The 25769-nt window shown below is 42.2% G+C and carries 23 protein-coding genes; 14 read left to right on the top strand and 9 right to left on the bottom strand.

Going from position 1 to position 25769, the window contains the following annotated elements; translation table 11 throughout:
* Positions 1-302 precede the first annotated feature (302 nt).
* The 8 genes from aroK to PSF11_RS19620 all read left to right on the top strand — a co-directional run bounded on the left by aroK (position 303) and on the right by PSF11_RS19620 (position 7516).
* Positions 303-824: a shikimate kinase AroK gene (aroK, locus tag PSF11_RS19655; protein ID WP_004916057.1), complete on the top strand. Its 522-nt coding sequence runs from the start codon at positions 303-305 to the stop codon at positions 822-824.
* Positions 825-858: 34 nt separating this feature from the next.
* Complete coding sequence (gene aroB, locus PSF11_RS19650) at positions 859-1953, top strand: 3-dehydroquinate synthase (RefSeq protein WP_004916059.1); 1095 nt, start codon at positions 859-861, stop codon at positions 1951-1953.
* A gap of 319 nt (positions 1954-2272) precedes the next feature.
* The gene (locus PSF11_RS19645) at positions 2273-3178 is read left to right on the top strand and encodes an SPOR domain-containing protein (RefSeq protein ID WP_272682877.1); all 906 of its coding nucleotides are present in this window, start codon (positions 2273-2275) and stop codon (positions 3176-3178) included.
* Positions 3179-3258: 80 nt separating this feature from the next.
* The gene (dam, locus tag PSF11_RS19640; RefSeq protein ID WP_272682876.1) at positions 3259-4143 is read left to right on the top strand and encodes an adenine-specific DNA-methyltransferase; all 885 of its coding nucleotides are present in this window, start codon (positions 3259-3261) and stop codon (positions 4141-4143) included.
* Between the two features lie 34 nt (positions 4144-4177).
* Positions 4178-4852 (top strand): ribulose-phosphate 3-epimerase, encoded by a 675-nt coding sequence (rpe, locus tag PSF11_RS19635; RefSeq protein WP_004916064.1) that lies wholly within the window; start codon positions 4178-4180, stop codon positions 4850-4852.
* Positions 4849-5541: a phosphoglycolate phosphatase gene (locus tag PSF11_RS19630; protein ID WP_072502638.1), complete on the top strand. Its 693-nt coding sequence runs from the start codon at positions 4849-4851 to the stop codon at positions 5539-5541. Before rpe ends, PSF11_RS19630 begins: the two co-directional genes overlap by 4 nt.
* A gap of 19 nt (positions 5542-5560) precedes the next feature.
* Positions 5561-6604 (top strand): tryptophan--tRNA ligase, encoded by a 1044-nt coding sequence (trpS, locus tag PSF11_RS19625; RefSeq protein WP_072502639.1) that lies wholly within the window; start codon positions 5561-5563, stop codon positions 6602-6604.
* 174 nt (positions 6605-6778) lie between these two features.
* The gene (locus PSF11_RS19620) at positions 6779-7516 is read left to right on the top strand and encodes a 3-oxoacyl-ACP reductase family protein (protein ID WP_014657127.1); all 738 of its coding nucleotides are present in this window, start codon (positions 6779-6781) and stop codon (positions 7514-7516) included.
* A gap of 57 nt (positions 7517-7573) precedes the next feature.
* Here the strand turns inward: PSF11_RS19620 and PSF11_RS19615 are convergent, their stop codons facing one another.
* The 3 genes from PSF11_RS19615 to PSF11_RS19605 form a co-directional block, all read right to left on the bottom strand.
* Entirely contained in the window at positions 7574-8752 is a 1179-nt protein-coding gene (locus PSF11_RS19615; protein ID WP_225829671.1) for a lactate oxidase, read from the bottom strand.
* Positions 8753-8804: 52 nt separating this feature from the next.
* Positions 8805-9371, bottom strand: a complete 567-nt coding sequence (locus PSF11_RS19610) for a YceI family protein (RefSeq protein ID WP_072502641.1) — start codon at positions 9369-9371, stop codon at positions 8805-8807.
* Positions 9372-9468: 97 nt separating this feature from the next.
* The gene (locus tag PSF11_RS19605; protein ID WP_004916074.1) at positions 9469-10146 is read right to left on the bottom strand and encodes a hydrolase; all 678 of its coding nucleotides are present in this window, start codon (positions 10144-10146) and stop codon (positions 9469-9471) included.
* A gap of 266 nt (positions 10147-10412) precedes the next feature.
* On the opposite strand from PSF11_RS19605, the gene PSF11_RS19600 reads away from it, so the two are divergent.
* Entirely contained in the window at positions 10413-11288 is an 876-nt protein-coding gene (locus PSF11_RS19600) for a pirin family protein (RefSeq protein ID WP_004916075.1), read from the top strand.
* 56 nt (positions 11289-11344) lie between these two features.
* On the opposite strand, the gene PSF11_RS19595 is transcribed toward PSF11_RS19600, so the two are convergent.
* Complete coding sequence (locus PSF11_RS19595) at positions 11345-12256, bottom strand: LysR substrate-binding domain-containing protein (protein WP_004916076.1); 912 nt, start codon at positions 12254-12256, stop codon at positions 11345-11347.
* Positions 12257-12442: 186 nt separating this feature from the next.
* Between PSF11_RS19595 and PSF11_RS19590 the strand changes: the two genes are divergently transcribed.
* Both PSF11_RS19590 and PSF11_RS19585 read left to right on the top strand, forming a co-directional pair.
* Positions 12443-14125: an ABC transporter ATP-binding protein gene (locus tag PSF11_RS19590; protein WP_072502642.1), complete on the top strand. Its 1683-nt coding sequence runs from the start codon at positions 12443-12445 to the stop codon at positions 14123-14125.
* A complete protein-coding gene (locus PSF11_RS19585) occupies positions 14122-15753 on the top strand; it encodes an ATP-binding cassette domain-containing protein (protein ID WP_004916077.1) in 1632 nt (543 codons plus the stop codon). The genes PSF11_RS19590 and PSF11_RS19585 overlap by 4 nt, the downstream gene beginning before the upstream one ends.
* A gap of 5 nt (positions 15754-15758) precedes the next feature.
* Here PSF11_RS19585 and yiiM read toward each other — a convergent pair whose 3' ends face one another.
* From yiiM to sodA, 4 genes are all read right to left on the bottom strand, one after another.
* Positions 15759-16439: a 6-hydroxyaminopurine reductase gene (yiiM, locus tag PSF11_RS19580; protein ID WP_004916078.1), complete on the bottom strand. Its 681-nt coding sequence runs from the start codon at positions 16437-16439 to the stop codon at positions 15759-15761.
* A 71-nt stretch (positions 16440-16510) separates the two neighbouring features.
* On the bottom strand, positions 16511-17974 hold the full coding sequence (locus tag PSF11_RS19575) for a J domain-containing protein (protein ID WP_060561501.1): 1464 nt from the start codon (positions 17972-17974) through the stop codon (positions 16511-16513).
* Positions 17974-19671 carry an Hsp70 family protein gene (locus PSF11_RS19570; RefSeq protein WP_014657134.1) on the bottom strand — a complete coding sequence of 566 codons (1698 nt, stop codon included), beginning with the start codon at positions 19669-19671 and terminating at the stop codon, positions 17974-17976. The genes PSF11_RS19575 and PSF11_RS19570 overlap by 1 nt, the downstream gene beginning before the upstream one ends.
* Positions 19672-19878: 207 nt before the next feature.
* A complete protein-coding gene (gene sodA / locus PSF11_RS19565) occupies positions 19879-20505 on the bottom strand; it encodes a superoxide dismutase [Mn] (protein ID WP_014657135.1) in 627 nt (208 codons plus the stop codon).
* Positions 20506-20928: 423 nt separating this feature from the next.
* Here sodA and acs point away from each other — a divergent pair, with 423 nt between their 5' ends.
* From acs to actP, 3 genes are all read left to right on the top strand, one after another.
* The gene (gene acs / locus PSF11_RS19560) at positions 20929-22884 is read left to right on the top strand and encodes an acetate--CoA ligase (protein WP_004916080.1); all 1956 of its coding nucleotides are present in this window, start codon (positions 20929-20931) and stop codon (positions 22882-22884) included.
* Positions 22885-22951: 67 nt separating this feature from the next.
* Positions 22952-23263: a DUF485 domain-containing protein gene (locus PSF11_RS19555; protein ID WP_004916081.1), complete on the top strand. Its 312-nt coding sequence runs from the start codon at positions 22952-22954 to the stop codon at positions 23261-23263.
* Complete coding sequence (gene actP / locus PSF11_RS19550) at positions 23260-24909, top strand: cation/acetate symporter ActP (protein ID WP_004916106.1); 1650 nt, start codon at positions 23260-23262, stop codon at positions 24907-24909. The genes PSF11_RS19555 and actP overlap by 4 nt, the downstream gene beginning before the upstream one ends.
* Before the next feature lie 79 nt (positions 24910-24988).
* Here actP and PSF11_RS19545 read toward each other — a convergent pair whose 3' ends face one another.
* Complete coding sequence (locus PSF11_RS19545; protein ID WP_014657136.1) at positions 24989-25417, bottom strand: hypothetical protein; 429 nt, start codon at positions 25415-25417, stop codon at positions 24989-24991.
* Positions 25418-25769 lie beyond the last annotated feature (352 nt).

Here is a 25769-nt window from a genome sequence, read left to right as displayed (position 1 = left end):
AATTTGCTCTATAAATTAACACGTTCCTCTGCTTTTATATGCAGTGGCAATACTGTTAAAACTCATGTTGAACAAAACGTTAGGCAAAATAGACGGCATAATAGAAGAAACCAGTAACACAAATGTGGCACTTTGTTCGCTCAGTGCCACATTTATATAGTTGCAATTCAGGTTGATGTATTGAGATAATTTTCTTATCTGATCTCACTTATCACTCATGAGGTTTCAGTTTAGGTCCCGTCGCTAATTCGATTGGCGGGGCGGGTTATCATTAACGAATAATCGTAGTAATACCAAAAAACATGGCAGAGAAACGCAATATCTTTCTGGTTGGACCGATGGGTGCCGGCAAAAGCACTATTGGTCGTCAATTGGCTCAACAGCTTAATATGGAGTTTTTCGACTCTGATCACGAGATTGAAAAACGTACAGGTGCAGATGTAGGCTGGGTCTTTGACCTAGAAGGCGAGGAAGGCTTCCGCGAGCGCGAAGAAAAAATCATCAATGAGCTTACCGAAAAACAAGGCATCGTACTGGCAACGGGTGGCGGTTCAGTAAAATCGAAAGAAACTCGCAATCGCCTATCTGCTCGTGGTGTTGTTGTGTATCTCGAAACCACTATCGAGAAACAGTTGTCTCGAACTCAACGTGATAAAAAACGGCCACTATTACAAGTGGATGAACCGGCTCGTGAAGTTCTTGAAAAATTGGCATCTGAACGCAACCCGATGTATGAAGAAATTGCTGATATCACCATTCATACTGATGAGCAAAGTGCCAAAGTTGTCGCAAGCCAAATCATTGAGCTGTTAGAAAAAAACTAACTTAACATTACTCATGGCAACAAGGTAAAGCAAGATGGAAAAAGTCACTGTTACTCTGGATGAACGCAGTTATCCAATCACAATTGCTCCGGGTCTTTATAACCAACCAGATGCTTTTTGGCCACTCAAAGCGGGTCAACGAGCTATGTTGGTGACCAACGAGACACTTGCGCCTATCTATCTTGAGAAAGTGACGCGTGCTCTTGAAGCAGCAGGGGTAACAGTAGATTCAATCATTTTACCGGATGGGGAACAGTATAAATCCTTGTTCATTATGAACGATGTTTTCACTGCCTTACTCGAAAAACGCCATAATCGCGATACCACCCTCATAGCACTTGGTGGGGGTGTTATCGGTGACCTAACAGGTTTCGCCGCAGCAAGTTATCAACGTGGGGTTCGTTTTATCCAAGTACCAACCACCTTGTTATCACAAGTAGATTCATCCGTAGGCGGCAAAACCGCGGTAAACCATCCATTAGGCAAAAATATGATCGGGGCATTTTATCAGCCCGCCTCTGTCATCATCGACCTTGATTGCTTAAAAACGTTACCGAAAAGAGAGCTTTCATCTGGTCTTGCTGAAGTCATCAAGTATGGCATCATCCTTGATGGTGAGTTTTTCAGCTGGCTAGAAGCGAATATCGACGCTCTAATGGCTCTTGATAATCAAGCCATGGCTTACTGCATCCGTCGCTGCTGTGAATTAAAAGCACAGGTCGTCGCGGCTGATGAGAAAGAGACTAGCGGCTTAAGGGCGCTACTTAACCTTGGCCATACTTTTGGTCATGCTATTGAAGCCCATATGGGCTATGGCGTTTGGCTGCACGGTGAAGCCGTTGCAGCAGGTATGGTGATGGCGGCTAAAACGGCAGAACGCATAGGCACATTCACCGCACACCAAACTCAGCGAATTATCGCCTTGTTAGAACGCGCTGAGCTACCTGTGACGGGTCCTGAGCAAATGAAACCGGATGACTATTTACCTCATATGATGCGGGATAAAAAGGTCATGGGCGGGAAACTCCATCTTATCTTACCTACCACAATCGGCCATGCAGAAATGCGCTCAGATATTGAAACACAAACAGTACGAGATGCGATATCGTCCTGTTTACCCGAAACCTAAGCCATCTTGTGTGATTATCAGCCAGAAACAGATAAAACCATCCAGATAATTTGAGGTTTTAAAATGTTTCTGGCAGATATGTCTTAAAATCGTTAAATTATAAGCTATGCCTAAAGTTTCAGGTTACAACACACTCTCAAACACTTAGACTTTTAGACATGCAATATCATATGTCGTATTAATCATATGAAGACGATATGACAAGTATAAGACTATCCTTTGCAACATCGCGGGTATACACTATTTACTCGTGAAGAGGCCGTAATGAAAAGAGAAATTTTATCTCGATTACAAGGTGATATTTATTCGGGAGGGCAAAATGGACGAATTTAAACCAGATAATCAGCCTAATACACAAAATGATCTACGGCCAGATACATCCGACCGACCGGCAGGTCGTAGCCGTCCATCATCAACAGCAAAACCTAAACTCACGATATCTCGCCAACATATTATGATTGGTGTAGGTGTTTTGGTGCTGTTATTACTGATTATCGCCATTAGCTCAGCCTTAAAAGCTCCAACAGAGCATGAAAAGCAGCAAACTGATACAACGGCAAACGAGCGTAATATCGATTTGTCTAGCTCTTCATCGCTTAGCAATAATCAAAGCCCATCAGGCCAGGCACAAGAGATAAACGTACCGCCTGTGAACCCAGTACCTACCCAAGGTACTCAACAGCAACAAACAAATAATTATGGTGAACGGATTGAAATCCCGGGTGATGTTGTCGATGCCCTAAACCAAGGTCAATCACTCAACCAAGGCACGGCGAATACGCCGGCACAAAATATTGCACCGCCTCCTGTGACACAAACGCCACCGGCCCAAAAGCCACAAACGGTGCCTGCAAAACCAGAGAGGACGCAAACAAAGCCTGTTGAAACTAAACAACCGACTCAACCTAAGCAGTCAGCAAAAACAACCACGGCGAACCAAAATCAAAGTGGTAACTTAATGTCAGCGCCTGCGAGTAACTACACATTACAATTAAGCAGTGCAAGCCGTTCTGATACACTAGAAGCTTTCGCTAAACAACATAAACTCAATAACTATAAAGTTTATAAAACAATCCGTAATGGGCAAACTTGGTATGTTCTGATCCACGGCAACTATCGCTCCGTCAATGAAGCTAAAAGCGCTATTGCGACTTTACCAGCCGAAATTCAAGCGAAAAAACCATGGGTTAGAAATATGAAGCAAGTTCAACAGGATCAGAAATAACAACGTTTTATAGCGGGCGCATTATGCTGTCCTGACAGAGTACCCAATACTACTCTAAACGTTTGTAACAATAAGACGGCATGAAAAAAACACGCGCTTTTTTGAAATGGGCCGGCGGCAAATACCCTCTAGTGGAAGATATCAAAAAACATCTTCCACAGGGTGATTGCTTGATCGAGCCCTTTGTAGGAGCAGGTTCTGTTTTCCTAAATACCAGCTACGATGCTTATGTCCTAGCTGATATCAACAGCGACCTCATTAACCTCTACAATACCGTAAAATACCGTACAGACTCTTTCATCGGAGAAGTACGCGAGATCTTTACGCCTGAATTTAATACCGCCGAGCAGTATTACATTAAACGTCAAGAATTTAACCAATCTACAGACCCTATCAAACGTAGCGTATTATTTTTATATCTAAATCGCCACTGCTACAACGGGCTATGTCGTTATAATTCACGCGGCGAATTTAATGTGCCTTTTGGTCGTTATAAAAAGCCCTACTTTCCAGAAGAAGAACTACTGTGGTTTGCCGATAAAGCGCAAAAAGCGACCTTTGTGACCCAAGATTATGAAAGTACGCTGCTATCTGCGGAATCAGGCTCGGTCGTTTATTGTGACCCTCCGTATGCTCCGCTTTCCGAAACAGCGAACTTTACGGCCTATCACACCAATGCCTTTAGCGCTCAAAAACAACAAAATCTTGCGCGATTAGCCCATTATTTGTCTTCAGATCGCAAAATTCCGGTTCTGATTTCAAATCATGACACGCCAGCAACAAGAGAGTGGTATCATCAAGCTAAATTACACATTGTCAAAGTGCGTCGAACAATCAGTCGAAACATACTTAATCGCGCGAAAGTCAATGAGTTGTTGGCACTATATAACGGGGAGCCTGCGCTAAAACTCCCCAAAAACGCTGATAAGAAAAACATCAAGCGCCTCTCGTCTGGCGTGGAATGACTCTCAGGTGACGTTTAAATAATCGGAGACAATAATGAAAGATTTTCTCATTGCCCCATCTATTTTATCTGCAGATTTTGCCCGTTTAGGCGAAGATACCGCAAAAGTACTAGCCGCTGGCGCGGATATCGTGCATTTTGACGTTATGGACAACCACTATGTTCCTAACCTCACGTTCGGTGCACCGATTTGTAAAGCCCTACGCGACTACGGAATTACTGCGCCAATCGATGTCCACTTGATGGTTAAACCTGTCGACAGAATTATCCCTGACTTTGCAAAAGCAGGCGCAAATCATATCAGCTTCCACGTTGAAGCCAGCGAACATGTCGATAGAACACTACAGTTAATCAAAGAACATGGCTGTACTGCTGGCCTCGTTTTCAACCCAGCAACACCATTGAGCCACCTAGAGTATGTGATGGATAAAGTCGATATGATCCTACTCATGTCGGTAAACCCAGGCTTTGGTGGTCAATCCTTTATTCCACATACGCTGACTAAATTGCGCCAAGTCCGTAAAATGATCGATGAAAGTGGCTATGATATTCGTTTAGAAATCGATGGCGGTGTTAAAGTTGATAATATTGCCGAAATTGCCGCTGCTGGTGCCGACACCTTTGTTGCAGGATCTGCAATTTTTGGTCAGCCTGATTACAAAACCGTCATTGATCAAATGCGTAAGGAATTACAAAAGGTATCTCAATGACACAACCGAGTTTAGAAAACATCAAAGCAATTGCCTTTGATTTAGATGGTACTCTCGTTGACAGTGCTGGTGGATTAGCTGAAGCGCTAGATAACGCATTAAAAGAACAAGGTTTTCCACCAGCAGGGAAAGAGCGTGTTTCAATTTGGGTAGGTAACGGTGCCGATGTCATGATTGAACGCGCATTAACATGGGCGGGAGCAACCATCACTCCCGAGCTTCACCAAGCGACCCGTGACAGTTTTGATAAATTCTATGCCACCGCTGTGACAACGGGCAGCGAACTATTTCCAGAAGTCAAAGAGACGTTAGAAAAGCTCGCATTCCATAACATCCCTATGGCCATAGTGACCAATAAACCCACTCCTTTTATCGCGCCATTACTGAAAAAATTAGCCATTGATCGCTATTTTTCGTTAGTGCTTGGCGGCGATGATGTGAAAGAGAAAAAGCCACACCCAGCGCCACTGTATCTCACCATGGGCAAGCTTGGTTTACGTAAAGAGGAATTGCTTTTTGTCGGTGATTCCCGTAATGATATTATTGCGGCAAAAAGCGCACAATGCCTTAGCGTTGGCCTAACTTACGGTTATAACTATGGTGAATCAATCGCTCTGAGTGAGCCTGACTGTGTATTAACACACTTTTCAGATATCCTGCCTACCATCGGTTTATCTGACACAAAATAATTAAAGGATATAAAAAGAAATGAGTGAACCCACTGAAAAACAAAAGCAAACCCAAAAACCTATCGTATTCAGCGGCGCGCAGCCTTCCGGTGAATTGACCATCGGTAACTACATGGGTGCGCTACGTCAGTGGGTACAAATGCAAGATGATTACGACTGCATCTATTGTATCGTTGACCAACATGCGATCACTGTACGTCAAGACCCTGACGAGCTACGCAAAAGAACCCTCGATACCTTAGCACTCTACCTCGCTTGTGGCATTGACCCGAATAAAAGCACTATTTTTGTTCAATCCCATGTGCCGCAACATGCGCAACTTAGCTGGGCGCTAAACTGTTACACTTACTTCGGCGAACTAAGCCGTATGACACAATTTAAAGATAAATCAGCGCGTCATGCAGAAAACATTAACGCTGGTTTATTTGATTATCCTGTATTAATGGCTGCCGATATTTTACTTTATCAAACTAACCAAGTTCCTGTTGGTATCGACCAAAAACAGCATCTTGAGTTAAGCCGTGATATTGCACAGCGTTTTAACGCGATTTATGGCGATATCTTTACCGTGCCAGATCCTTTTATTCCGACTGGAGGTGGCGCTCGTGTCATGGCTTTGCAAGATCCAATGAAGAAAATGTCTAAGTCTGATGATAACCGCAATAACGTTATCGCCCTGCTTGAAGATCCAAAATCAGCAGCGAAAAAAATCAAACGTGCGGTCACTGACTCAGAAGAGCCGCCTCGTGTTCGTTATGACATCGAAAACAAACCAGGTGTTTCAAACCTGCTAGATATTTTATCTGGCGTAACGGGTAAAAAGATTGCCGAGCTTGAAGCCGAATTTGAAGGTCAAATGTACGGTCATTTTAAAGGTGCAGTGGCAGATGCCGTCTCTGGCATGTTGGCTACACTCCAAGAGCGTTATCATCAATTCCGTAATGACGAAGCGCTGCTCAACAAAATTATGGATGAAGGCGCAACCAAAGCGGCAGCACGCGCGCAAGAAACCGTTGATAAAGTTTATGAAGCCATTGGTTTTGTAAAACGCCCTCAGCTGTAATTCATACACGCCCTTATCTCTTCTAAAAGGTAAGGGCTTTTAATTTAAAAACTCACCTTTCTCTTCACCTTCAATTATTTTCAACAACCTCATCGATTTATCTCTCTGGTGTCTCTGTGCTTTTCTCAGTCAAATAGCTCACTCATTGATATGTAATAACGTTAAGGTGAATCTATGTTATTCAAAAATAAATATGCTTTTGTTCAAGGTGGGTCAAGAGGTATCGGTGCTGCTATCGTCAAACAATTTGCTCAAGCTGGGGCCAGTGTCGCTTTTACCTACGCCTCTTCTGACGATAAAGCTAAAGCTTTAGTGGCTGAAATTGAGCAATTTTCAGGTAACGTATTGGCAATCAAAGCAAATAGCGCTGATGAAAATGAAATAAAAGCCGCCATCACACAAGCCGCCAATACATTTGGTAGCCTTGATATCTTAGTTAACAATGTTGGTATTTTAGAGCTAGGAACATTAGATACCCTATCATTAGAAGCGTTCGATCGCTCCTATCACCTCAATGTTCGTAGCCTATTTATTGCCAGCCAAGCTGCATTAGAAGTGATGAATAATAATGGGCGCATTATTCATATTGGTAGCATTAACGCACAAAGAGTACCATTTGAAGGCGGTAGTGCTTATGCGATGAGCAAAGCCGCTATCGTAGGGCTTACTAAAGGGATGGCTCGTGATGTCGCTAGCCGAGGCATTACTGTGAATAATATCCAGCCCGGTCCTGTCAACACGGACATGAATCCTGAACAAGGTGAGTTTGCAGAGAGTTTAAAACAGATCATGGCATTAAAACGTTATGCCAGCGCCGATGAAATAGCCAGTTTTGTCGTTTATTTAGCCAGCCCTGCCGCTGCTTATATCACAGGTGCAAGCTTAAATATTGATGGTGGATTTAGCATCTAATTATCTTAATAGCATAAAAAAACGGGAGGCATCTCCCGTTTTTTCACTTAATGAAATTTATTGAAAATCTGTATCGGTATAAAGCTTCGTTGCTTTTACACTTTCAATATTTTTCGCGCCACCCAACATCATATTAATGGATAATTCTTTATTCAGTTGCTGAATAACGGAATTCACCCCTTCCGCGCCCCCTAAATTTAATCCATATAAAATTGGACGACCCACCGCAACAACATCAGCACCACTTGCTAGCGCTTTAAACACATGGGAGCCACGGCGAACACCACTATCAAAAACAATAGGAACACGTTTGTTGACCACTTTTGCAATGGAAGGCAAAACATCAAAAGAAGCTGGGCCGCTATCTAATTGTCGCCCACCATGGTTAGATACCCAAATTGCATCTGCACCAGCCTTGATCACTCTATCTGCATCTTCAGGTGATTGGATCCCTTTCACTATCACAGGCAAACCCGATAGTTTTTTCACGTAAGCAATATCTGCTGGGGTAAAGGCTTGTTTAGCTTGAGCATAAATTTCGCTGATCCCTGCCCCTTTACCTGTTTTAGAGCCATCATCATTTTGTTTAGCGAACAGTTCTAAATTGGCAAAACCAAGTGGGAATTGGAAGTTATTGCGAATATCATCTTCGCGATAGCCACCAACTGGCGAATCCACCGTTAAAATAATCGCTTTAGCACCACTCTCTTTAGCTCGTTTCAAGGTAAACTCATTGAAAGCATTATTCTTGCTCATATAAAGTTGGAAGAAGAATGGGCTTTCCCCTGAAACTTCGGCGACTTCTTCAATAGTCTTGTTACCATAAGTACTTAATGAAAAAATTGAGCCAGCTTTCGCCATCCCTTTGGCTGTCGCAATTTCACCGTCTTGATGGGCCAAACCTTGAGCAGCCATTGGGGCTTGAATAATTGGCGTTTTTAAATCAATCCCTAAAAATTGGGTTGATAAGTCAATATCTTTAATTTCAATCCCTTGCATTACCCGCGGCATAATGTATTTTCTATCAAAGCTACGCGTATTTTTATCTAGGTTCAGCTCATCTTCGGCCCCACCACGAATATAGCCAAAAGCCCCTTTTTCCATGTTTTTCGCAACTTGGTCTTCTAACTCATCTAAATTGATAATTTTAATCGGTCCTTCTTTGGTACTCGCTTGATAATCCGCGGCTTGTACAGCCCCAACAGATAAGGTCAAAGCCAGTATCGCCGATGACATCACCGCGATGGGCTGTTTTTTTGCTCTGTGTAACATACTCCACCTCCTCAACTTATTGTTTGATAGCTTCCGCTTGTATTTTTATCACTACCTCTTTTGCCATTCCCTCTTTTGCAAGGAAATCCACCCCCCATTTTGTACGGTCAATGGTCGTTTCAAAGTCACCACCACAAACATCCGCTTTAAAAATAGGACTGAAATAACAGCCGAATTTCGTTGTTTTCAACTGAACGGGATGAGACTGTCCTTTCATGGTTAAAATGCCATCAATAGAAACAGGTTTATTATCCGCAAAGTTCCATTTAGTTGATTTAAATTCGATGGTTGGGTATTTCTCTACATCTAACATATCGGCGCTCTTAATATGGTTATCAAACGCTGTTAGACCGGTATTTAATGTCTCCGCTGGGATTTTGACATTAATGCTTCCCTTGTTTTTTTCTGGGGAATAGCTCATATCACCACGAATGTTGTAGAAACCACCGCTATTGGTCGATGTATTAAAGTGATCAATATAGAAAACCGCTTTAGTATGGGTTGGATCTAACTGATAATTTGCGGCTTGAGCAGTACCGGCTACCAATAGTGAAGCCAATAATGGCAATACAATCTTTTTCATGGAATACATCCTAATTATTTGTTTTATCTAAATTAATACAGATAGGTAGCCTCTACTTTTAGTAAAGGCTACGGATAATTCGAGTTAAAAATAAGGCTTAGCGTTCTGAATCTAATTGCTCATTGTTTTTCAAAACATCTTGAGCTTTCATATAGCTTTCAATGAGCAGTTGATATGCAGGGAAAATTTGCGTGTAAGCTTGTGCCCATTCTGCCGCATCTTCACGATTCCACGTTTTCTGAATTTCAGACGCGACCGCGGCTGTATCCATTGGTACAACACCAGCTTGAACCATGCGTGCTAAGGTGATTTCTTGTGCCATTTTGCTATAAGTACCAGATGCATCAATGACGACAAAAACTTGGTAACCGTCAGCTACCGCACTAATAGCAGGGAAAGCCATGCAAACACTGGTTATCGTGCCCGCGATAATCAGTTGTTTTTTACCCGTTGCTTTAACTGCTTCAACAAATTCAGGGTTATCCCATGCGTTGATTTCACCGCGACGTGCAATATATTGTGCATGTGGCGCATTTTGGTGAATTTCAGGGATCAGAGGGCCATTCGGGCCTTGTGGTACAGATGCTGTTGTGATGACAGGCATTTTTGCCAATGAAGCTATTTTTGCGAGAACAGCAGCACGCGCTCGCAGCTCTGTCATTGGCATATCACCGACAGTTTGGAACAAACCACTTTGATGGTCTATCAATAACATCACTGCATCATCTGGATTAATAACAGGACGCTGTCCATTGAAGTTTGCCGGATTACTCATAATGAAACCTCTCAATCAATAAAATAATGAAATGCTTTTAAACGAGAAATAGAACAATCGTTGCCCCGCTCTCTTGTTATTTACATTAATTCATCGATTTTTTGTTGAGTAGTCCGGTTTTTAGTAAACACTGTTCTAAAAATAGGATAATGGAAACCAGAACTATTGTTCTAGTAATGAAACAATGAAACCTATTTTTACCACTACTGATAACGAAATCGTGCCCCTATGATAAATACATCAGAATCTATTTTAGGAGCATAACCATGAAAAAGATCATTGGTATTTATAACGCACCTCGCAGTCATTGGGTTGGAGATGGCTTCCCTGTTCGCTCATTATTTAGCTATAACAACCACGGGAAATATCTCAACCCATTTCTTTTACTTGATAGAGCGGGGCCTTTTACCTTCCCAAGCTCAGATGCTGAGAACCGTGGTGTTGGAGAGCATCCGCACAAAGGGTTCGAAACGGTAACTATCGTCTATGATGGTGAGGTTGCACATCATGATTCTACAGGTGAAGGGGGCGTGATTGGTCCAGGAGATGTTCAGTGGATGACTGCGGCATCCGGTATTTTACATCAAGAATACCAATCCGATGATTTTATGAAAAATGGCGGCACCTTAGATATGGTGCAACTGTGGGTCAACTTACCGGCTAAAGATAAATTGGCGTCTCCGGGATACCAACTGCTAAAAAGTAGCCATATTCCGAATATTGCTTTACCTAATGATGCAGGCTATTTACGCGTCATTGCAGGTAACTATCTAGGAAATAATGGTGCTGCACGTACATTTACCCCTTTAGATGTTTGGGATCTCAAACTGAAAAAAGGTAAAACAGTAGGGTTACAAACTAAAGCCGGTCGTAATGTTGGTTTAGTGATGTTACATGGCTCGTTAATTGTTGATGGTCACGCTAGTTTAAATGAGGGAGAGCTGCTCATCCTTGATAGTAGTGACAGTAATATTGTTATGGAAGCCACGGAAGATGCTGTTGTACTCTTCTTAAGCGGTGAGCCTATTGATGAACCCGTTGTCGGCTATGGTCCCTTTGTGATGAATAGCGATAAAGAAATTATCGAAGCGGTTAATGATTTTAATCGTGGTAAATTTGGCCGAATCCCTCAAAATCAATAAGATAATAACTCCTCGATAGGGTGGCTATTGAGGAGTTATCTTTTTACGGTGATGGATTATGATGATTTAACAGTTGGTGAAATATTCTCAGCCAAATAATTTAATAATAGTTGTACTGATGGCAATAAACCTTTTCTTGATGGGTAAACCGCATGAATAATATCTTCAGGAAAACGCCATTCAGGTAATATTTCAATCAATGCCCCTGAACTTAAGTCTTTTTCCACCACACCATAAGGCAATCGAGCAATACCAATTCCCTTTAATGCGGCTTTATACAAGGTCAAAATATCGGTTGTTGCTAATTTGGGGATAAAGTGCTGAGTGAAGCTTAAGTCCTCACTGTTTTTCAGTGTCACCGTATAATTTTGGGAATGTTCGGTATTTGCCAATATTGGGTAATTCACTAACTCTTCAGGTTGTTGCAGCGGCTCTCCGCCTTTAAATAACAACGGGCTAGCGACCAAAACCCGCCGTGAATAACCCAATACTTTCATCATTAAACCCGAATCATCTAACGGCAGCGAACGCACTCGCAGCGCCATATCTAACCCTTCACTGATCACATCAACGGGCCGATTAACTGCTAAGATTTGTACATCGATCTCCGGATACTTCACCATAAAATCGACTAATAAATCTTGCAGATACACTTGAAGTAAAGCGACAGGACAAGACAATTTAATGATCCCTTTCGGGTCAGTTTGTACAGAGCAGATCAGCTCCTCAGCAATTTTCGCTTCATCGACAACATTTTTGCATTGTTGATAAAAGGTTTGGCCGATTTCAGTCACATGGAACTGGCGTGTTGAACGATAAATTAAGGAAACATTGAGTTTCTGCTCAAGATCAGCAATACGGCGGCTAAGTTTAGATTTCGGGATCCCCAAAGCAAGACCTGCTTGTGAAAACCCGCCATGCTCGACTACTTTGACATAGTAGTAGAGGTCATTTAAATCGTACCGCATCCCTATTCCCCTTTTTACTAAAACCTATTTATATTACTGAAAATCGATAATAAGTCTGCTTAAATTACGCCATTTACCCCGTCAATAAGACCCGTTAGCCAAACAAATAGTTTCGGTATCGAAACAACTCATTGCCAGTTAAACAAGGAAATCAATTAAAGTAACTACCCGGCTATGGAGGTTTCTATGTACCGCGCACTTTGGGCATTGTTACGCCCTTATCGTTTTGTTTTAATATTTGCTGTTATTTTACAAGCTATCGCTGGCATTAGCTCCCTGATCCCTTGGGTTGCAATTAGCCAAATCGCCTTATCCCCTGTTGAACAAGGGAACACTTGGGTCATTATTGCATTTATTAGCGGAGTCGTATGGCTCGTTTGCCAAACACTTGCCCTATACCTAACCCATCAAACGGATAACCAATTGTGCTATCAATTAAGGCTAAAAATACTCAATAAACTCAATCGACTTCCTTTGAGTGAGTTTGTTTATTCAGGTAAAGAAGGGATCCAAAAAATTGTTGATCGCGATGTGCGCTTGCTGCATCAACTCACCGCCCATGCACCTGCCGACTTGGCTCAACTGTTTGTCGTTCCCATAACCGCAACGCTGATCTTATTATGGACCAACTGGGCATTAATGATTTTTTGCCTACTTCCTTTAATCATCACCATTTACCTTTTCCGCCAGCTACGCTCACCACGTTATCAATCGCTATTCACTGCTCGTGACCAGACGATGGGGAATTTATATGCTCAATATGCAGAGTTTGCCGATAACCCATTACTTGCAAGACAGTATCCAAACCGCGCCATTCAACTTGCTGTGACACAAGCACTCTCCGCTTTTCTCGTGGCCTTTAATCGCTGGATTAACAAAATCGGCGCATTCAGTTCACTGACTCAAATTGGAATGAGTACCACATTACTGACGTTATGGGTGATTATTGGGTCGTTGGTAGTGCCGACCTCGGTGTCACTGTCGCAAATGGTGTTGTTTATTCTTTTGATGCATAGCATTACCGCTCCAATCGCTGCCATGGGGCATGGTGCCGATGCCCTCAACCATGCAGTCGCCGCTTCAGAGCGTATTCGCCATTTTCTTGAGCAAACAGAAATGCAGTATGGTGATAAATCACTGCAAGGAGCGCCTTGTGCCGTTCATATTCACGATGTGGATTATTGTGTACAGGATAAAACTTTACTCTCTAACATCAACTTAACCATTCAACCCGGTCAGCTTGTCGCTATTGTTGGTGCATCGGGAGCAGGAAAAAGTACACTTTTACAATTGATGGCACGGTTCCTCGACCCAACTCGTGGCGAGTTATACTTTAATACGACGCCCCTACCTCAATTCTCATTAGCAGGGTTAAACCAGCAAGTATCTATTGTGATGCAGAATACTCAACCTATGCCGTGTTCGCTGAAAGAAAATCTACAGCTATTTGCCCCCGATGCGACAGCGGTCGAAATCACTGACTACCTTGAAAAATTAAATCTACTAACACGGCTCCAGCAATTACCAAAGGGGCTAGACAGTTTAGTCGGTCATGATATCACCTTATCAGGTGGTGAAGCTCAACGTTTAGCCATCGCTCGCGTGCTGCTCTCTAAAGCCCCTATTTTGTTGTTTGATGAGCCAACATCTGCATTAGATCCGCAAAATGCCGAATTATTTTTCCAGCTTTTAAACCAAGAGCAGCGTACACGAGTCTTGGTCACCCATGATCTGAGCTATTTATGCCATGCAGATACGGTGATCTTACTGGAAGAAGGACAAATAATTGCTCAAGGTACACACCTACAGTTATCTGAACATACTCCCCAATATCAACAATTACTAAGTGCATTGGAGGACGCCGCATGATCCGTCTGTTCTTAAGTACCGTCCGTCGTGCGCTATTATGGATGATATTCGCTGCTATCTTAGATGGTATCAGCGGGTTGCTACTCGTTCCTGTGATCATCAATTGGGGCTCCGACGATATAAGTGCGCTGATTTGGCTACTGGTGAGTAGCTTAGTGTCATTAACCGTTATTTTTATCGCCACTCAGAAAGGCTACCTTGCAGGTGGCATTGTTATGCGCACGCTCACCAACGCATTAATACGCCATCTACCTGTCTCATTAAAACCAATCCCGAGTGCGACAAGTTTAGTTTCTGGGCCTATTTCCCATGTGATGTCCATTCCTGCTCACTTATTACACCCAATCATTAGCGGTATTGTCACCCCTTTAACCGTGATCTTAGGGGCATTGATTCTGAACTTTTGGCTAGGAAGCATCCTGTTAATGATTGGCTTCATGTTATTACTTATTTTACGTTTTTCCGCCAAACACGTGTCATTCGCCGAAAAGCAAGTACACGCCTCACAGCAGAAGGTTATCGATGAATTAGGCCACTTTGCCACACATCAACCGCTGCTTCGCAGAGCGGGTGTCAGTCAACAGCAGCAGCAAGGTTTAGAGCAGAGCCTGACTCAGCAATATCAGACACAAAAACAACTTCAACGCCGTAGCTTGCCTTTTCATTTGCTGTTTTCATTCGCTATTCAAGTAACCTTTATCGGCTTATTAGCTTTCGGCTTATTGGCGGTCAATCGTGAAACACTTACCCTACCTATGTGGTTAGCCGCCATGCTGTTATTAGCGCGTTTTATTGAGCCACTCTGGTTGCTTTCCCATTTAGACCAAGCATTACGCCAAGCTAAAAAATCGCTCAATCAGATAACCCAAGCACTGGAAACACCTGAGCTTAATTTTGTTCGTTCATCTCAAACCCCATCTGAAAATACCGTGAGCTGTAACGCCTTATCTCAGCGTACAGAGGAGGGGAAAGTCCTATTAAAACCGCTCGACTTAACTTTTAAAGCAAATACATTCACGGCCATTGTGGGGGCGTCTGGCGCTGGAAAAAGCACGTTATTGAATTTGTTGGCGCGCTTGCAAGACCCTTCACAAGGCGTAGTGCGGTATGGCAATAAAGATATCGCTCAATTATCGCAAGCAGTGCTCTGTAGTAAGCGAGGCATATTATTTCAAGATAACCGGCTGTTTAAAGGCAGTTTACGGCAAAATATGACTGCCAGTTCAGAAGAGATCGATGATCCATCAATCATCGCCATGCTTCAACAACTCAATATCGATGCAGATCATACTTTACTAGATGGAGATGTAGGTGCTGGAGGGCAAATTTTCTCTGGTGGACAAAGGCAACGTTTGTGTATTGCAAGACTACTATTAAGCCGTCCTGATATTATTTTGATGGATGAGCCGACAGCTAGCCTTGATTACATCAATACTGCCGCTGTTATTGAACAGCTACTCACTGCCAACCAGCAGACACGTATTGTTGTGACTCACCAACCGATGCTTGCCAGCCAAGCCGATCATATTATTGTGATGGCATCTGGCGAAATCGTTGACCAAGGAACACATGCAGAATTATTAGCCCGTGAGCCTTGGTATCAACAATTTATCAGCGGCAGCCTTTAAGAATATCAGCCTCGCTTACCAAATAAGCGATGGCTGAACTCTTCAATACGGCGATGCTCAAGCCTATTTTGCATCGTCAGGCTCCAACTTGCAGACAGCCCCGCGGCTCCTAGCAAACGTTGATATAACTCTTCATCGAATGGGGCATGAAAAGCGATCATAATCGCTTCTTGAACAGAAATATCGCTATTACGACTTAAAAGGGTGATCGGTGTTGCGGCACTGACTGACCCCGTCTTTATCACTCGATACAACCAACCACAACGACCATTTTCTTGCATTATTTGAGCAAAGTTTTCAACGCCTGTCAGGCCATTGAGCTTATAGCATGGCGAGCGTGGTTGGGTGACTTGAATACGAGCATCACCCCAAGCATAAATATCACCAATAAAGACATTCTCTTCTGTCATACCTTGAGTCGAGATATTTTCACCAAACGCTGGTGGCGTAAAAAGAGATTCAAGTTCAGGATAAGCATTAGCCCAGAATTGATAGTGCTCTGCCGGATAATGGCATAGCGCCCGATCAGGGCCACCATGAAAGCGTTTTTCAGCTTGCTCATCTCCCTCAAGCCCTAATTGCCCTAATGGCAACGGCCCATCCACTTGACGCTTATGAATAGCGCTCTGACCACAATCTAATGTGGCTTTGACTTCGCCGATATAGACTTGAGGATGAATTTGCATTGCGATTACACCTTTATCGTGGCTTTAAATTCAATGAACTCATCATTATCACGTTGAACGAGCATCAGAGTTCAATTTACTAGAAATTCTGTACAATACTTCAATAAGTTATGCATAGCACTATAATAAATCAAATAGATAATAACTAACCAAACGAGTGAAAACCATGAAAACTTAAAGTACTCCAAAAATTTCCATGGACTCGCAAACACCCGATACATCATTATGCCCGGTCTGCGTATACTAGGTTTATCTTTCGGCCATGCATACCAAAAAAGCCACATAAGAATAAAAATCACCATCGCTTGTGCACCATGTGCAGGCCCAATATCCAAGCCAGTGATAAAGAATAAGAGTACCTCAGACAGACCAAGAAAAAAGATCAGGATAACGAATAACGTTATAAAAAATTCACTGACCAAAAATACAGTGAATGCTTTTTTCCTAGAATGAAGCCCAAACATAATCAGGTCATTGAAAAATAAATAGAATAAAATAATCACACCAGCAACTATTGCCACGCCGCTATTAACATCAGGCTGAGTAGCAACCATGTTCAATAACAATCCCCAAAAAATACATAAGAAGACCCCGCGCCAGTTGAACGCTAGCCTAGGCTGCTGTATGAAAGATAAAATAGCAGGGTTAAATTTATCCTTTAGCTCTGGGTATTCACTGGTTCGTTGTTTCACTTGCTCAGCGATTTGAGGGATCAATCCAGGTATCAAGCGAACTTTATAAGAAACTTTCTCATTTTTACTCGTCAGTACACGTAAAGATTGAGAAACGATATAGTCTCCATGGACAGCATCAATCTGACACTGCTTCCATGCTCGAGCCACCTCAGTCTGGCGTAGCTGTTCAGTTAATGCGTTTTGAATATAAAACGGGATAATTTGCTCTGAGTTATATTCATCAAGCCGCCAGCCTAATAGAGACGAAACATGTTCCACAACAGCTTCGGTTAAACCTTCTTGCTCTGATAATGCCCACGCAAAATCTTGATGAAATTGCTGATGTGTCTGCAAACTACCTTTTTGAGAGACGTTTTCCCACAATTCGACTAATTCACGTTTTGCCGCGTTTTCATCAATAATAAACAGCTTCGCGAGCCAATCAATTAACTCTTGGGTATAAGCTGTTTCAACAACCGGTAATTCATTAATCGATGGTTGATAATCATCTAACAACACATCTGAAAATGGGTAAGTAATCCGAATTTCAGACAGCTCTTGCTGTTGTTGATCATCATTAACGGCTTCTTCATTAACAGCCTCTTGGTGTAAGAGGCTTTCTAAATGAGGCACATCAACGTCTATATTCGCCTGCTCTTCAACATATTCATCATCGGCAGATTCATCATCATAAATAGCGTAAGCGGCATATCTTTTTGCCTCCTCAAAAGCTTCACGTAATTGTTGATACTCTTCAGGGTGGCTATCGGGTCGATATTTTTTTACCTGCCGCGCATAAGCACGCCGAATTTCCTTTTCATCGTTTGTTTGAGTGATTCCCAATGTTTGCCATATACTCATTAATGCGAGTCTCCCTCATAGCGACTCAAAAATTGTTCCACTTGTTGACGAATGGCCGCAATACGGCGTGGATCTTGGCTATCGAGTGCTCTTTCAAACTCCGTTGTGACTTGATCCATCCAATAGCGATCCTCACCCAGTAAAAACTCATATAACCGAGCACAGCGTGACAATAACACGCGATTCTCTTTTCTATCCCTCGGATGCTGTTTTAAATCAGCAATTTTTAATAAGCTTTGTTCGATTTGCGCTTCATTCATTTGCCCCGGAACTTTCTCTATCACTAGCCGAAACACCTCAGGGTTACCTTGATAACGACACTCAACTTCTAGTAATCCATCAACGGTATAGGTAAACCGGACATCAATATCCACTTCTCCAGCAGGCTTCTGAGGGATATCAATCGCCATCTCCCCCAAAAATACGTTATCTTGGACGCGACGCGCTTCCCCCTGATAAATCTTTAATAAAATCATTTTTTGGTTATCTTCAATCGTGCTGACCGTTTGCATCTTGCTCACAGGTAAAAAGGTATTTCGCTCAATTAAAGGTAAAAAATAACCCGAATCATAATGGGTTCCGTTTCTTTTTGAGGTTTCAATCCCCAAAGAAAATGGCATTACGTCGGTTAAAATAACATCATCAAGGGCTGTATCTGCCATCACCATACCCGCTTGAACCCCTGCACCTAATGCAACGGCTTCATCTGGATTAAGGTCATGGCGAGGAAAACGTCCAAACAGACGCGCTACCGTTTGTCGGATAAGTGGCATTCGTGTTGCACCACCAACTAATAAGATGTCGTCCAAATCATTGAGAGTAAAACGAGAATCATGCAAAGCCTGCAAAATAGGTTGTTGCAATCGTGCTAATAAAGATTGGCAACAAGAAGCTAGCTCCTGATCTGTCATTGTCCAATGCCAATCCTGATCATTCCACCGTAGCGAAGCCGTCGCTTCATTGCTTTGACCTAATGCGATTTTTAATGTTTCTGCTTGTTTGAGTAATTCCGCGCGAATATCTGCTTGGGCTTCTTTCAGTTCAGGATGCTGCTTTAACATCCACAGATAAATAGCTTCACTGAAATCATCACCGCCTAAACGGACATCGCCACTACTCGCGCAAACCTCAATAACGCCTTCAAACATATCAATTATCGAAACATCAAACGTTCCCCCACCAAGGTCAAAGGTTAGGTATTTGTGTTCTTTGTTTTCGAGTAACCCAAAGGCCAACGATGCCGCAGTAGGTTCATTCAATAACCTTAAAACATTTAGCCCAGCGAGTTGTCCCGCTGTTTTAACCGCCCGACGCTGAACATCATTAAAATAAGCAGGAACCGTGATCACTGCATCTTTAACGGGGTAACCAAGCCAAGCTTCAACATCCTCTTTTAATTGCCGTAATAATAATGCAGAAAGCTCCTCAGCCCGAAAAGTCAGAGAGCCTAATGATAACGTTGCATCCGTGCCCATAAAACGCTTAAAGCTGGCTTGGGTTAAATGGGGGTGACTCTGTAGACGTTCACGAGCGAATTTTCCGACCAAGATCTGGTCATCATCATCAAGAGCAACAACAGATGGCGTTAAAACATCACCTTGTTTATTGGGTACCAATACCGCTCGCCCTTCAATCCATAAACTCACTGCACTATTACTGGTCCCAAGATCAATCCCCATAACCATGTCAGCCGCCATATTATCTCCCTTATCATTCACTTTATTGAATTATTACTGGATAGAATATCAATCTGTTTTTTGTACTTATGAGACACATTATGAACAAAACACAAGATATTAAAACGAGACAAAGCTGAGATTAATAGAAAAAAGAAAAAGAGAGGCATAAAAAAAGCGCAACCCCAAAAGGGTTACGCCCATCTAATTATCATTTAATTTAATGAATTATTTAGTTTTTTCTGCAAAACGTTTTGCAGCTTCATCCCAGTTAACGACTGACCAGAATGCTTTGATGTAGTCAGGACGACGGTTTTGATATTTCAGATAATAAGCGTGTTCCCAAACATCAAGGCCAATAATTGGGTAACCTGAAGTACCAGAAATCGCTTCACCCATCAGAGGGCTGTCTTGGTTAGCTGTAGAAACAACCGCTAGCTTACCGTCATCTTTTAGAACTAGCCATGCCCAGCCAGAACCAAAACGAGAAGCTGCTGCTTTCTCAAATTGTTCTTTGAAAGCGTCAACACTACCAAAATCACGCTCGATAGCTGCTTTCAGATCACCGCTTAGTTCAGTACCTAATTTTAGGCCTTTCCAGAACAGGCTGTGGTTTGAGTGACCACCAGCATTGTTACGAACAAAAGTACGTTGATCAGCAGGAACTTTATCCAATTGTTGGATCAGATCATCAATGTCTAGGTTAGCCAGTTCAGGTAATTTTTCTAACGCAGTGTTAGTGTTGTTAACGTAGGTTTGATGATGCTTGGTGTGATGGATTTCCATTGTTTGCTTATCGAAATGAGGTTCCAGCGCATCATAAGCATAAGGTAAAGCAGGTAATGTATAGCTCATTGTATTTGTCTCCAGTGACTTATTGACATATACCTCTATATCTCTCACTCAATGCCAAGACACATAGGGTATACACTTCAGAAACTTCACACCTTGTGAGTCGGTATCAATTATAGTTATTTTACTGTTAATGAAAATCATTATCAAACCCATGATATTTATATGGTCTTTCTCATCAACTATCATTGTTGATTTATTTAGCAACTAATACCAATATCGCCCTGCTTTGTTTTTCTTTAATTCTACCCTTATACAGATAATCAGATGATTAATCTAATTGACGATTTCGCATCAAATGATAATCCTGTTAAATCCATTACAATTAATACGTGATCTCCCGCTCAAAAGAAAAACAAATTTATATTTCCTGCTTTAGTTAACCATTTTTTGACATAGTATTAACATCTGCAAGGAGATAAAAATATGACTCAAATAACTAAGCATCCCGTTACTGCTGAAATTGCAGAAAATGCCCTGATAAACGAGCAACAGTACAACAATGAGTATCAACTCTCTATTCAAGACCCTGAAACGTTTTGGGGGGAGAAAGGAAAGGTTGTTGATTGGATTAAGCCGTATACCCGAGTAAAAAACACCTCCTTCGATCCTGGCCATATCAGCATTCGCTGGTTTGAAGATGGCACCCTTAACTTAAGCGCTAACTGTTTAGATCGTCATCTGGCAGATAAGGGCGATCAAACCGCAATCATATGGGAAGGTGATGACCCTTCTCAATCAAAAAATGTCACTTACCGTGAACTGCATCATGATGTTAGTCAGTTCGCTAACGTATTAAAACAACATGGTATTCGTAAAGGCGATGTTGTCGCGATTTACATGCCAATGGTGGTTGAAGCTGCCGTCGCAATGTTAGCTTGTGCTCGCATTGGGGCGATTCATACTGTTATCTTTGCTGGCTTCTCTCCAGAAGCGGTATCGGGTCGTGTTATCGACTGTAAAGCAAAACTGATTATTACAGCCGATGAAGGCCTACGTGCTGGCCGCTCAATACCTCTCAAGAAAAACGTTGATGACGCATTAACCAATGCCAATGTCACCACCGTTAAGAATGTCATTGTCTACCGTCGTACTGGGAATGTTCCAAGCTGGGTAGAAGGGCGTGACTTATGGTGGCACGATGTGATTGATGGCGTCAGCGCCGACTGCCCACCTGAAGAAATGAACGCAGAAGACCCATTATTCATTCTGTATACTTCAGGCTCAACAGGTAAACCAAAAGGTGTACTGCATACTACTGGCGGTTATTTAGTCTATGCAACACTCACCTTTAAATATACTTTCGACTACCATCCCGGTGAAGTGTATTGGTGTACTGCCGATGTTGGCTGGGTAACGGGTCACAGCTATTTGTTATATGGCCCTCTATCTAATGGTGCCAAGACATTGATGTTTGAAGGCGTGCCTAACTACCCTGCGGTCAATCGCATGAGCCAAGTGGTCGATAAGCACCAAGTCAATATCCTGTATACCGCGCCGACTGCTATCCGCGCCCTAATGGCTGAAGGTGATAAAGCCATTGAAGGCACCAACCGTAGCTCGTTGCGTATCCTAGGATCCGTTGGTGAACCTATCAACCCTGAAGCATGGGAATGGTTCTATAAGAAGATTGGTGATAGTCGTTGCCCAATTGTTGATACATGGTGGCAAACAGAAACTGGCGGCTTTATGATCACTCCGCTACCGGGAGCGACCATGCTAAAACCAGGCTCAGCAACGTTACCTTTCTTCGGGGTTCGTCCTGCTCTTGTTGATAATCTTGGGGAACCATTAGAAGGTGCAACAGAGGGTAACCTCGTCATTGTTGATTCATGGCCTGGTCAAGCACGTACCTTATTTGGTGACCACGAGCGTTTTGAGCAAACCTACTTTTCTACTTTTAAAGGTATGTATTTCAGTGGCGATGGTGCTCGCCGCGATGAAGATGGCTATTTCTGGATCACGGGCCGTGTTGATGATGTATTAAATATTTCCGGTCACCGCCTAGGTACTGCTGAAATTGAATCTGCATTAGTTGCACACCCAAAAATTGCAGAAGCAGCCGTTGTTGGTATTCCTCATAATATTAAGGGGCAAGCTATCTATGCTTATGTCACCTTAATTTCGGGGGAAGAGCCTTCACCTGAGCTATATACCGAAGTTCGTAATTGGGTTCGAAAAGAAATCGGTCCAATTGCAACACCTGATGTTCTACACTGGACGGACTCTTTACCTAAAACCCGCTCCGGTAAGATCATGCGCCGTATCCTACGTAAAATTGCCTCAGGAGATACTAGTAACTTAGGAGATACTTCCACACTGGCAGATCCTGGCGTTGTCGAAAAACTACTCGAAGAAAAACAATCAATGAGTATGTCATAAGCCTGAAGGTCGCCTTTATGGCGACCTTACATACATTCCAATAAGACGATAACAGAGGAGAACTCTGATGAATGCTACTGCTTATCAAGAGGTAGAGAATAACCCTCGCTTTAAAGAATTGGTAAGGAAACGCGGTCGATTTTCATGGTTGTTGTCAGCTATCACATTAATATTGTATGTCGGTTTTATCTTTCTTATTGCTTTTAACCCAAGTTGGCTTGGAACGCCGATTAGTGAAGGATCCTATATCACACGAGGTATACCTATTGGTGTAGGATTGATTGTCATCTCTTTCTTATTAACTGGCCTATATGTTATTCGGGCAAATGGTGAATACGACCGTTTAACGGCTGAAATCTTAAAAGAGGTGCAAAAATGATAAAACTCCTTCCTCTCATCTTACTTTTCGCCTCTTCAGCCGCATTTTCTGATGCACTGACAGGGGATGTCGAGCGGCAACCTGTGAATATTCAAGCCATTATCATGTTCTTGTTATTCGTCGGGTTTACTCTCTATATTACTTATTGGGCATCTAAAAGAACGCGTTCTCGCTCAGACTACTACACCGCAGGCGGTAAAATTACAGGTTTTCAAAATGGGATGGCCATTGCGGGTGACTTTATGTCCGCAGCCTCATTCTTAGGTATTTCAGCACTGGTTTACACCTCCGGTTATGATGGCTTGATCTACTCCATCGGCTTCTTAATTGGCTGGCCTATTATTCTTTTCTTAATTGCTGAACGCTTACGTAACCTCGGTCGTTATACCTTCGCCGATGTTGCGTCATATCGATTAAAACAAAGACCAATACGGATACTGTCTGCCGTTGGCTCTCTTGTTGTCGTTGCACTCTACCTCATTGCACAAATGGTTGGTGCAGGGAAGTTGATCGAACTACTGTTTGGTCTTAATTACCATGTTGCCGTCGTAATTGTAGGTATTTTGATGGTGTTATACGTCCTATTTGGTGGAATGTTAGCCACTACATGGGTACAAATCATCAAAGCAATTCTCTTATTAGCAGGCGCAACATTTATGGCCGTAATGGTCATGAAACATGTTGGTTTCAATTTCAATACCCTATTTAAAGAAGCCGTCGAAGTACATAAAAATGGCATTGCCATTATGAGCCCAGGAGGATTAGTTTCAGATCCTATATCGGCTTTATCACTTGGGCTAGCGCTGATGTTTGGTACAGCGGGGCTACCTCATATTATTATGCGTTTCTTTACGGTCAGTGACGCGAAAGAAGCTCGTAAGAGTGTGTTCTATGCAACAGGTTTCATTGGCTACTTCTATATTTTAACTTTCATTATCGGTTTTGGTGCGATTGTTCTTGTTAGTGCAAACCCTGACTTTAAAGATGCAGCAGGCAAATTGATCGGTGGAACAAACATGGCCGCCGTACACCTTGCAGATGCCGTCGGAGGGAACTTCTTCCTTGGCTTTATTTCTGCTGTTGCTTTCGCTACGATATTAGCTGTTGTTGCGGGGCTAACACTCGCCGGCGCCTCAGCGGTTTCCCATGACCTTTATGCCATGGCAATCAAAGACGGTAAGGCAAATGAAAAAGAGGAGTTACGTGTATCCAAAATTACGGTAGTGATCTTAGGCTTTGTTGCTATCGGGTTAGGTATTTTGTTCGAAAACCAAAATATCGCCTTCATGGTAGGCCTCGCATTCTCTATCGCTGCAAGCTGTAACTTCCCTATCATCCTGTTATCGATGTATTGGAAGAAATTAACAACACGTGGTGCCTTAGCAGGCGGATGGTTAGGACTTATTACCGCCGTTGTGCTGATGATATTAGGGCCAACTATTTGGGTAAGCATCTTACATCATGAGAAACCTATCTATCCTTATGAGTATCCTGCATTCTTCTCGATGATAGTGGCATTTGTCGCTTCTTGGTTATTCTCTATCACAGATAACTCAGAAAGAGGCAAATTCGAGAGAGAACGCTTTAGAGAGCAATTTGTACGTTCACAAATTGGCTTAGGTATTGAGCAAGGTAAATCTCACTAACCCTTAATATTACCTCTAGAAAGAAACATAAAAAAAGCGGCTCTTAATAAGCCGCTTTTTTAATCTGTATAAAACCACGTTATCTCGCATAAGTCATTTTTTCAGTATTTACCCACTCATCAACTAACTCAAAAAAGCGTGCTGGTTGGTTTTTTACTTCGACTTTAAAGTTCTCAAACTCAGATTTGTTATTAGGTACATACATTGATAATAATATATTTAACGATATTTCTTTGTTCGCAAATTTCTGGCTAATATTAAATGCCTTATAGAGGATCGCCGCCAATACAAAACTAACCACTGCTATACCAGCCATAGCAGCAAAACTGTAATCTATGTGTAGAAGCTGGCGAGCCTCATTCAGTAGTAAGAAAGGCGTAAAAAACATCACCAGCAGAGATAAGATAATTGCCCCATCTTGACCATTGTTGAATTCGTGTTCCTTTTGCTTATTAACGGCAACAATATCCCTAAATATTTGGCTATTAACAGATTTTATATTCTTCATTATATTCACCTTGATAAACAAGCGCATTATCGTGTGTAAAAATCATTCATAACATCTAATTAAGTTACTTATTGATAGTATATGTTTAACTTTTTGCAACATAAATTTAACATTTGTTATCTATTTTAATGGGAAAGTATCTTAAGAAGAGTAGGTAAATAGAAGATATAGAACAACAAACCCGATGATCACAAAACCGTGTTTATGGCCTATCTATTGATATTAAAAGTAAAGTTGAAAAATGATCTAACTTAAACGGATTTTATTTAACATTTAAACAAATTAATTTATAAAAAATTAATTATTAAAGTTATAAAGCTTGCTTATCGATACTCATTACCTTTTTCCCAAA

The organism is Providencia sp. PROV119 (assembly GCF_028482435.1).
GTDB classification, from domain to species: domain Bacteria; phylum Pseudomonadota; class Gammaproteobacteria; order Enterobacterales; family Enterobacteriaceae; genus Providencia; species Providencia stuartii.
Note: the sequence above shows the minus strand (reverse complement) of the source record. Positions and strands in the feature narration are given on the sequence as shown.

What these genes read in the sequence shown, in the direction of transcription:
- sodA (WP_014657135.1), bottom strand. Translation starts at nt 20,505, where the DNA reads ATGAGCTATACATTACCTGCTTTACCTTATGCTTATGATGCGCTGGAA.
- PSF11_RS19555 (WP_004916081.1), top strand. Translation starts at nt 22,952, where the DNA reads ATGAATGCTACTGCTTATCAAGAGGTAGAGAATAACCCTCGCTTTAAA.
- PSF11_RS19620 (WP_014657127.1), top strand. Translation starts at nt 6,779, where the DNA reads ATGTTATTCAAAAATAAATATGCTTTTGTTCAAGGTGGGTCAAGAGGT.
- trpS (WP_072502639.1), top strand. Translation starts at nt 5,561, where the DNA reads ATGAGTGAACCCACTGAAAAACAAAAGCAAACCCAAAAACCTATCGTA.
- PSF11_RS19615 (WP_225829671.1), bottom strand. Translation starts at nt 8,752, where the DNA reads ATGTCATCGGCGATACTGGCTTTGACCTTATCTGTTGGGGCTGTACAA.
- PSF11_RS19570 (WP_014657134.1), bottom strand. Translation starts at nt 19,671, where the DNA reads ATGGCGGCTGACATGGTTATGGGGATTGATCTTGGGACCAGTAATAGT.
- PSF11_RS19590 (WP_072502642.1), top strand. Translation starts at nt 12,443, where the DNA reads ATGTACCGCGCACTTTGGGCATTGTTACGCCCTTATCGTTTTGTTTTA.
- yiiM (WP_004916078.1), bottom strand. Translation starts at nt 16,439, where the DNA reads ATGCAAATTCATCCTCAAGTCTATATCGGCGAAGTCAAAGCCACATTA.
- PSF11_RS19575 (WP_060561501.1), bottom strand. Translation starts at nt 17,974, where the DNA reads ATGAGTATATGGCAAACATTGGGAATCACTCAAACAAACGATGAAAAG.
- PSF11_RS19645 (WP_272682877.1), top strand. Translation starts at nt 2,273, where the DNA reads ATGGACGAATTTAAACCAGATAATCAGCCTAATACACAAAATGATCTA.
- rpe (WP_004916064.1), top strand. Translation starts at nt 4,178, where the DNA reads ATGAAAGATTTTCTCATTGCCCCATCTATTTTATCTGCAGATTTTGCC.
- PSF11_RS19605 (WP_004916074.1), bottom strand. Translation starts at nt 10,146, where the DNA reads ATGAGTAATCCGGCAAACTTCAATGGACAGCGTCCTGTTATTAATCCA.
- PSF11_RS19610 (WP_072502641.1), bottom strand. Translation starts at nt 9,371, where the DNA reads ATGAAAAAGATTGTATTGCCATTATTGGCTTCACTATTGGTAGCCGGT.
- PSF11_RS19630 (WP_072502638.1), top strand. Translation starts at nt 4,849, where the DNA reads ATGACACAACCGAGTTTAGAAAACATCAAAGCAATTGCCTTTGATTTA.
- actP (WP_004916106.1), top strand. Translation starts at nt 23,260, where the DNA reads ATGATAAAACTCCTTCCTCTCATCTTACTTTTCGCCTCTTCAGCCGCA.
- dam (WP_272682876.1), top strand. Translation starts at nt 3,259, where the DNA reads ATGAAAAAAACACGCGCTTTTTTGAAATGGGCCGGCGGCAAATACCCT.
- acs (WP_004916080.1), top strand. Translation starts at nt 20,929, where the DNA reads ATGACTCAAATAACTAAGCATCCCGTTACTGCTGAAATTGCAGAAAAT.
- aroB (WP_004916059.1), top strand. Translation starts at nt 859, where the DNA reads ATGGAAAAAGTCACTGTTACTCTGGATGAACGCAGTTATCCAATCACA.
- PSF11_RS19595 (WP_004916076.1), bottom strand. Translation starts at nt 12,256, where the DNA reads ATGCGGTACGATTTAAATGACCTCTACTACTATGTCAAAGTAGTCGAG.
- PSF11_RS19585 (WP_004916077.1), top strand. Translation starts at nt 14,122, where the DNA reads ATGATCCGTCTGTTCTTAAGTACCGTCCGTCGTGCGCTATTATGGATG.
- PSF11_RS19600 (WP_004916075.1), top strand. Translation starts at nt 10,413, where the DNA reads ATGAAAAAGATCATTGGTATTTATAACGCACCTCGCAGTCATTGGGTT.
- PSF11_RS19545 (WP_014657136.1), bottom strand. Translation starts at nt 25,417, where the DNA reads ATGAAGAATATAAAATCTGTTAATAGCCAAATATTTAGGGATATTGTT.
- aroK (WP_004916057.1), top strand. Translation starts at nt 303, where the DNA reads ATGGCAGAGAAACGCAATATCTTTCTGGTTGGACCGATGGGTGCCGGC.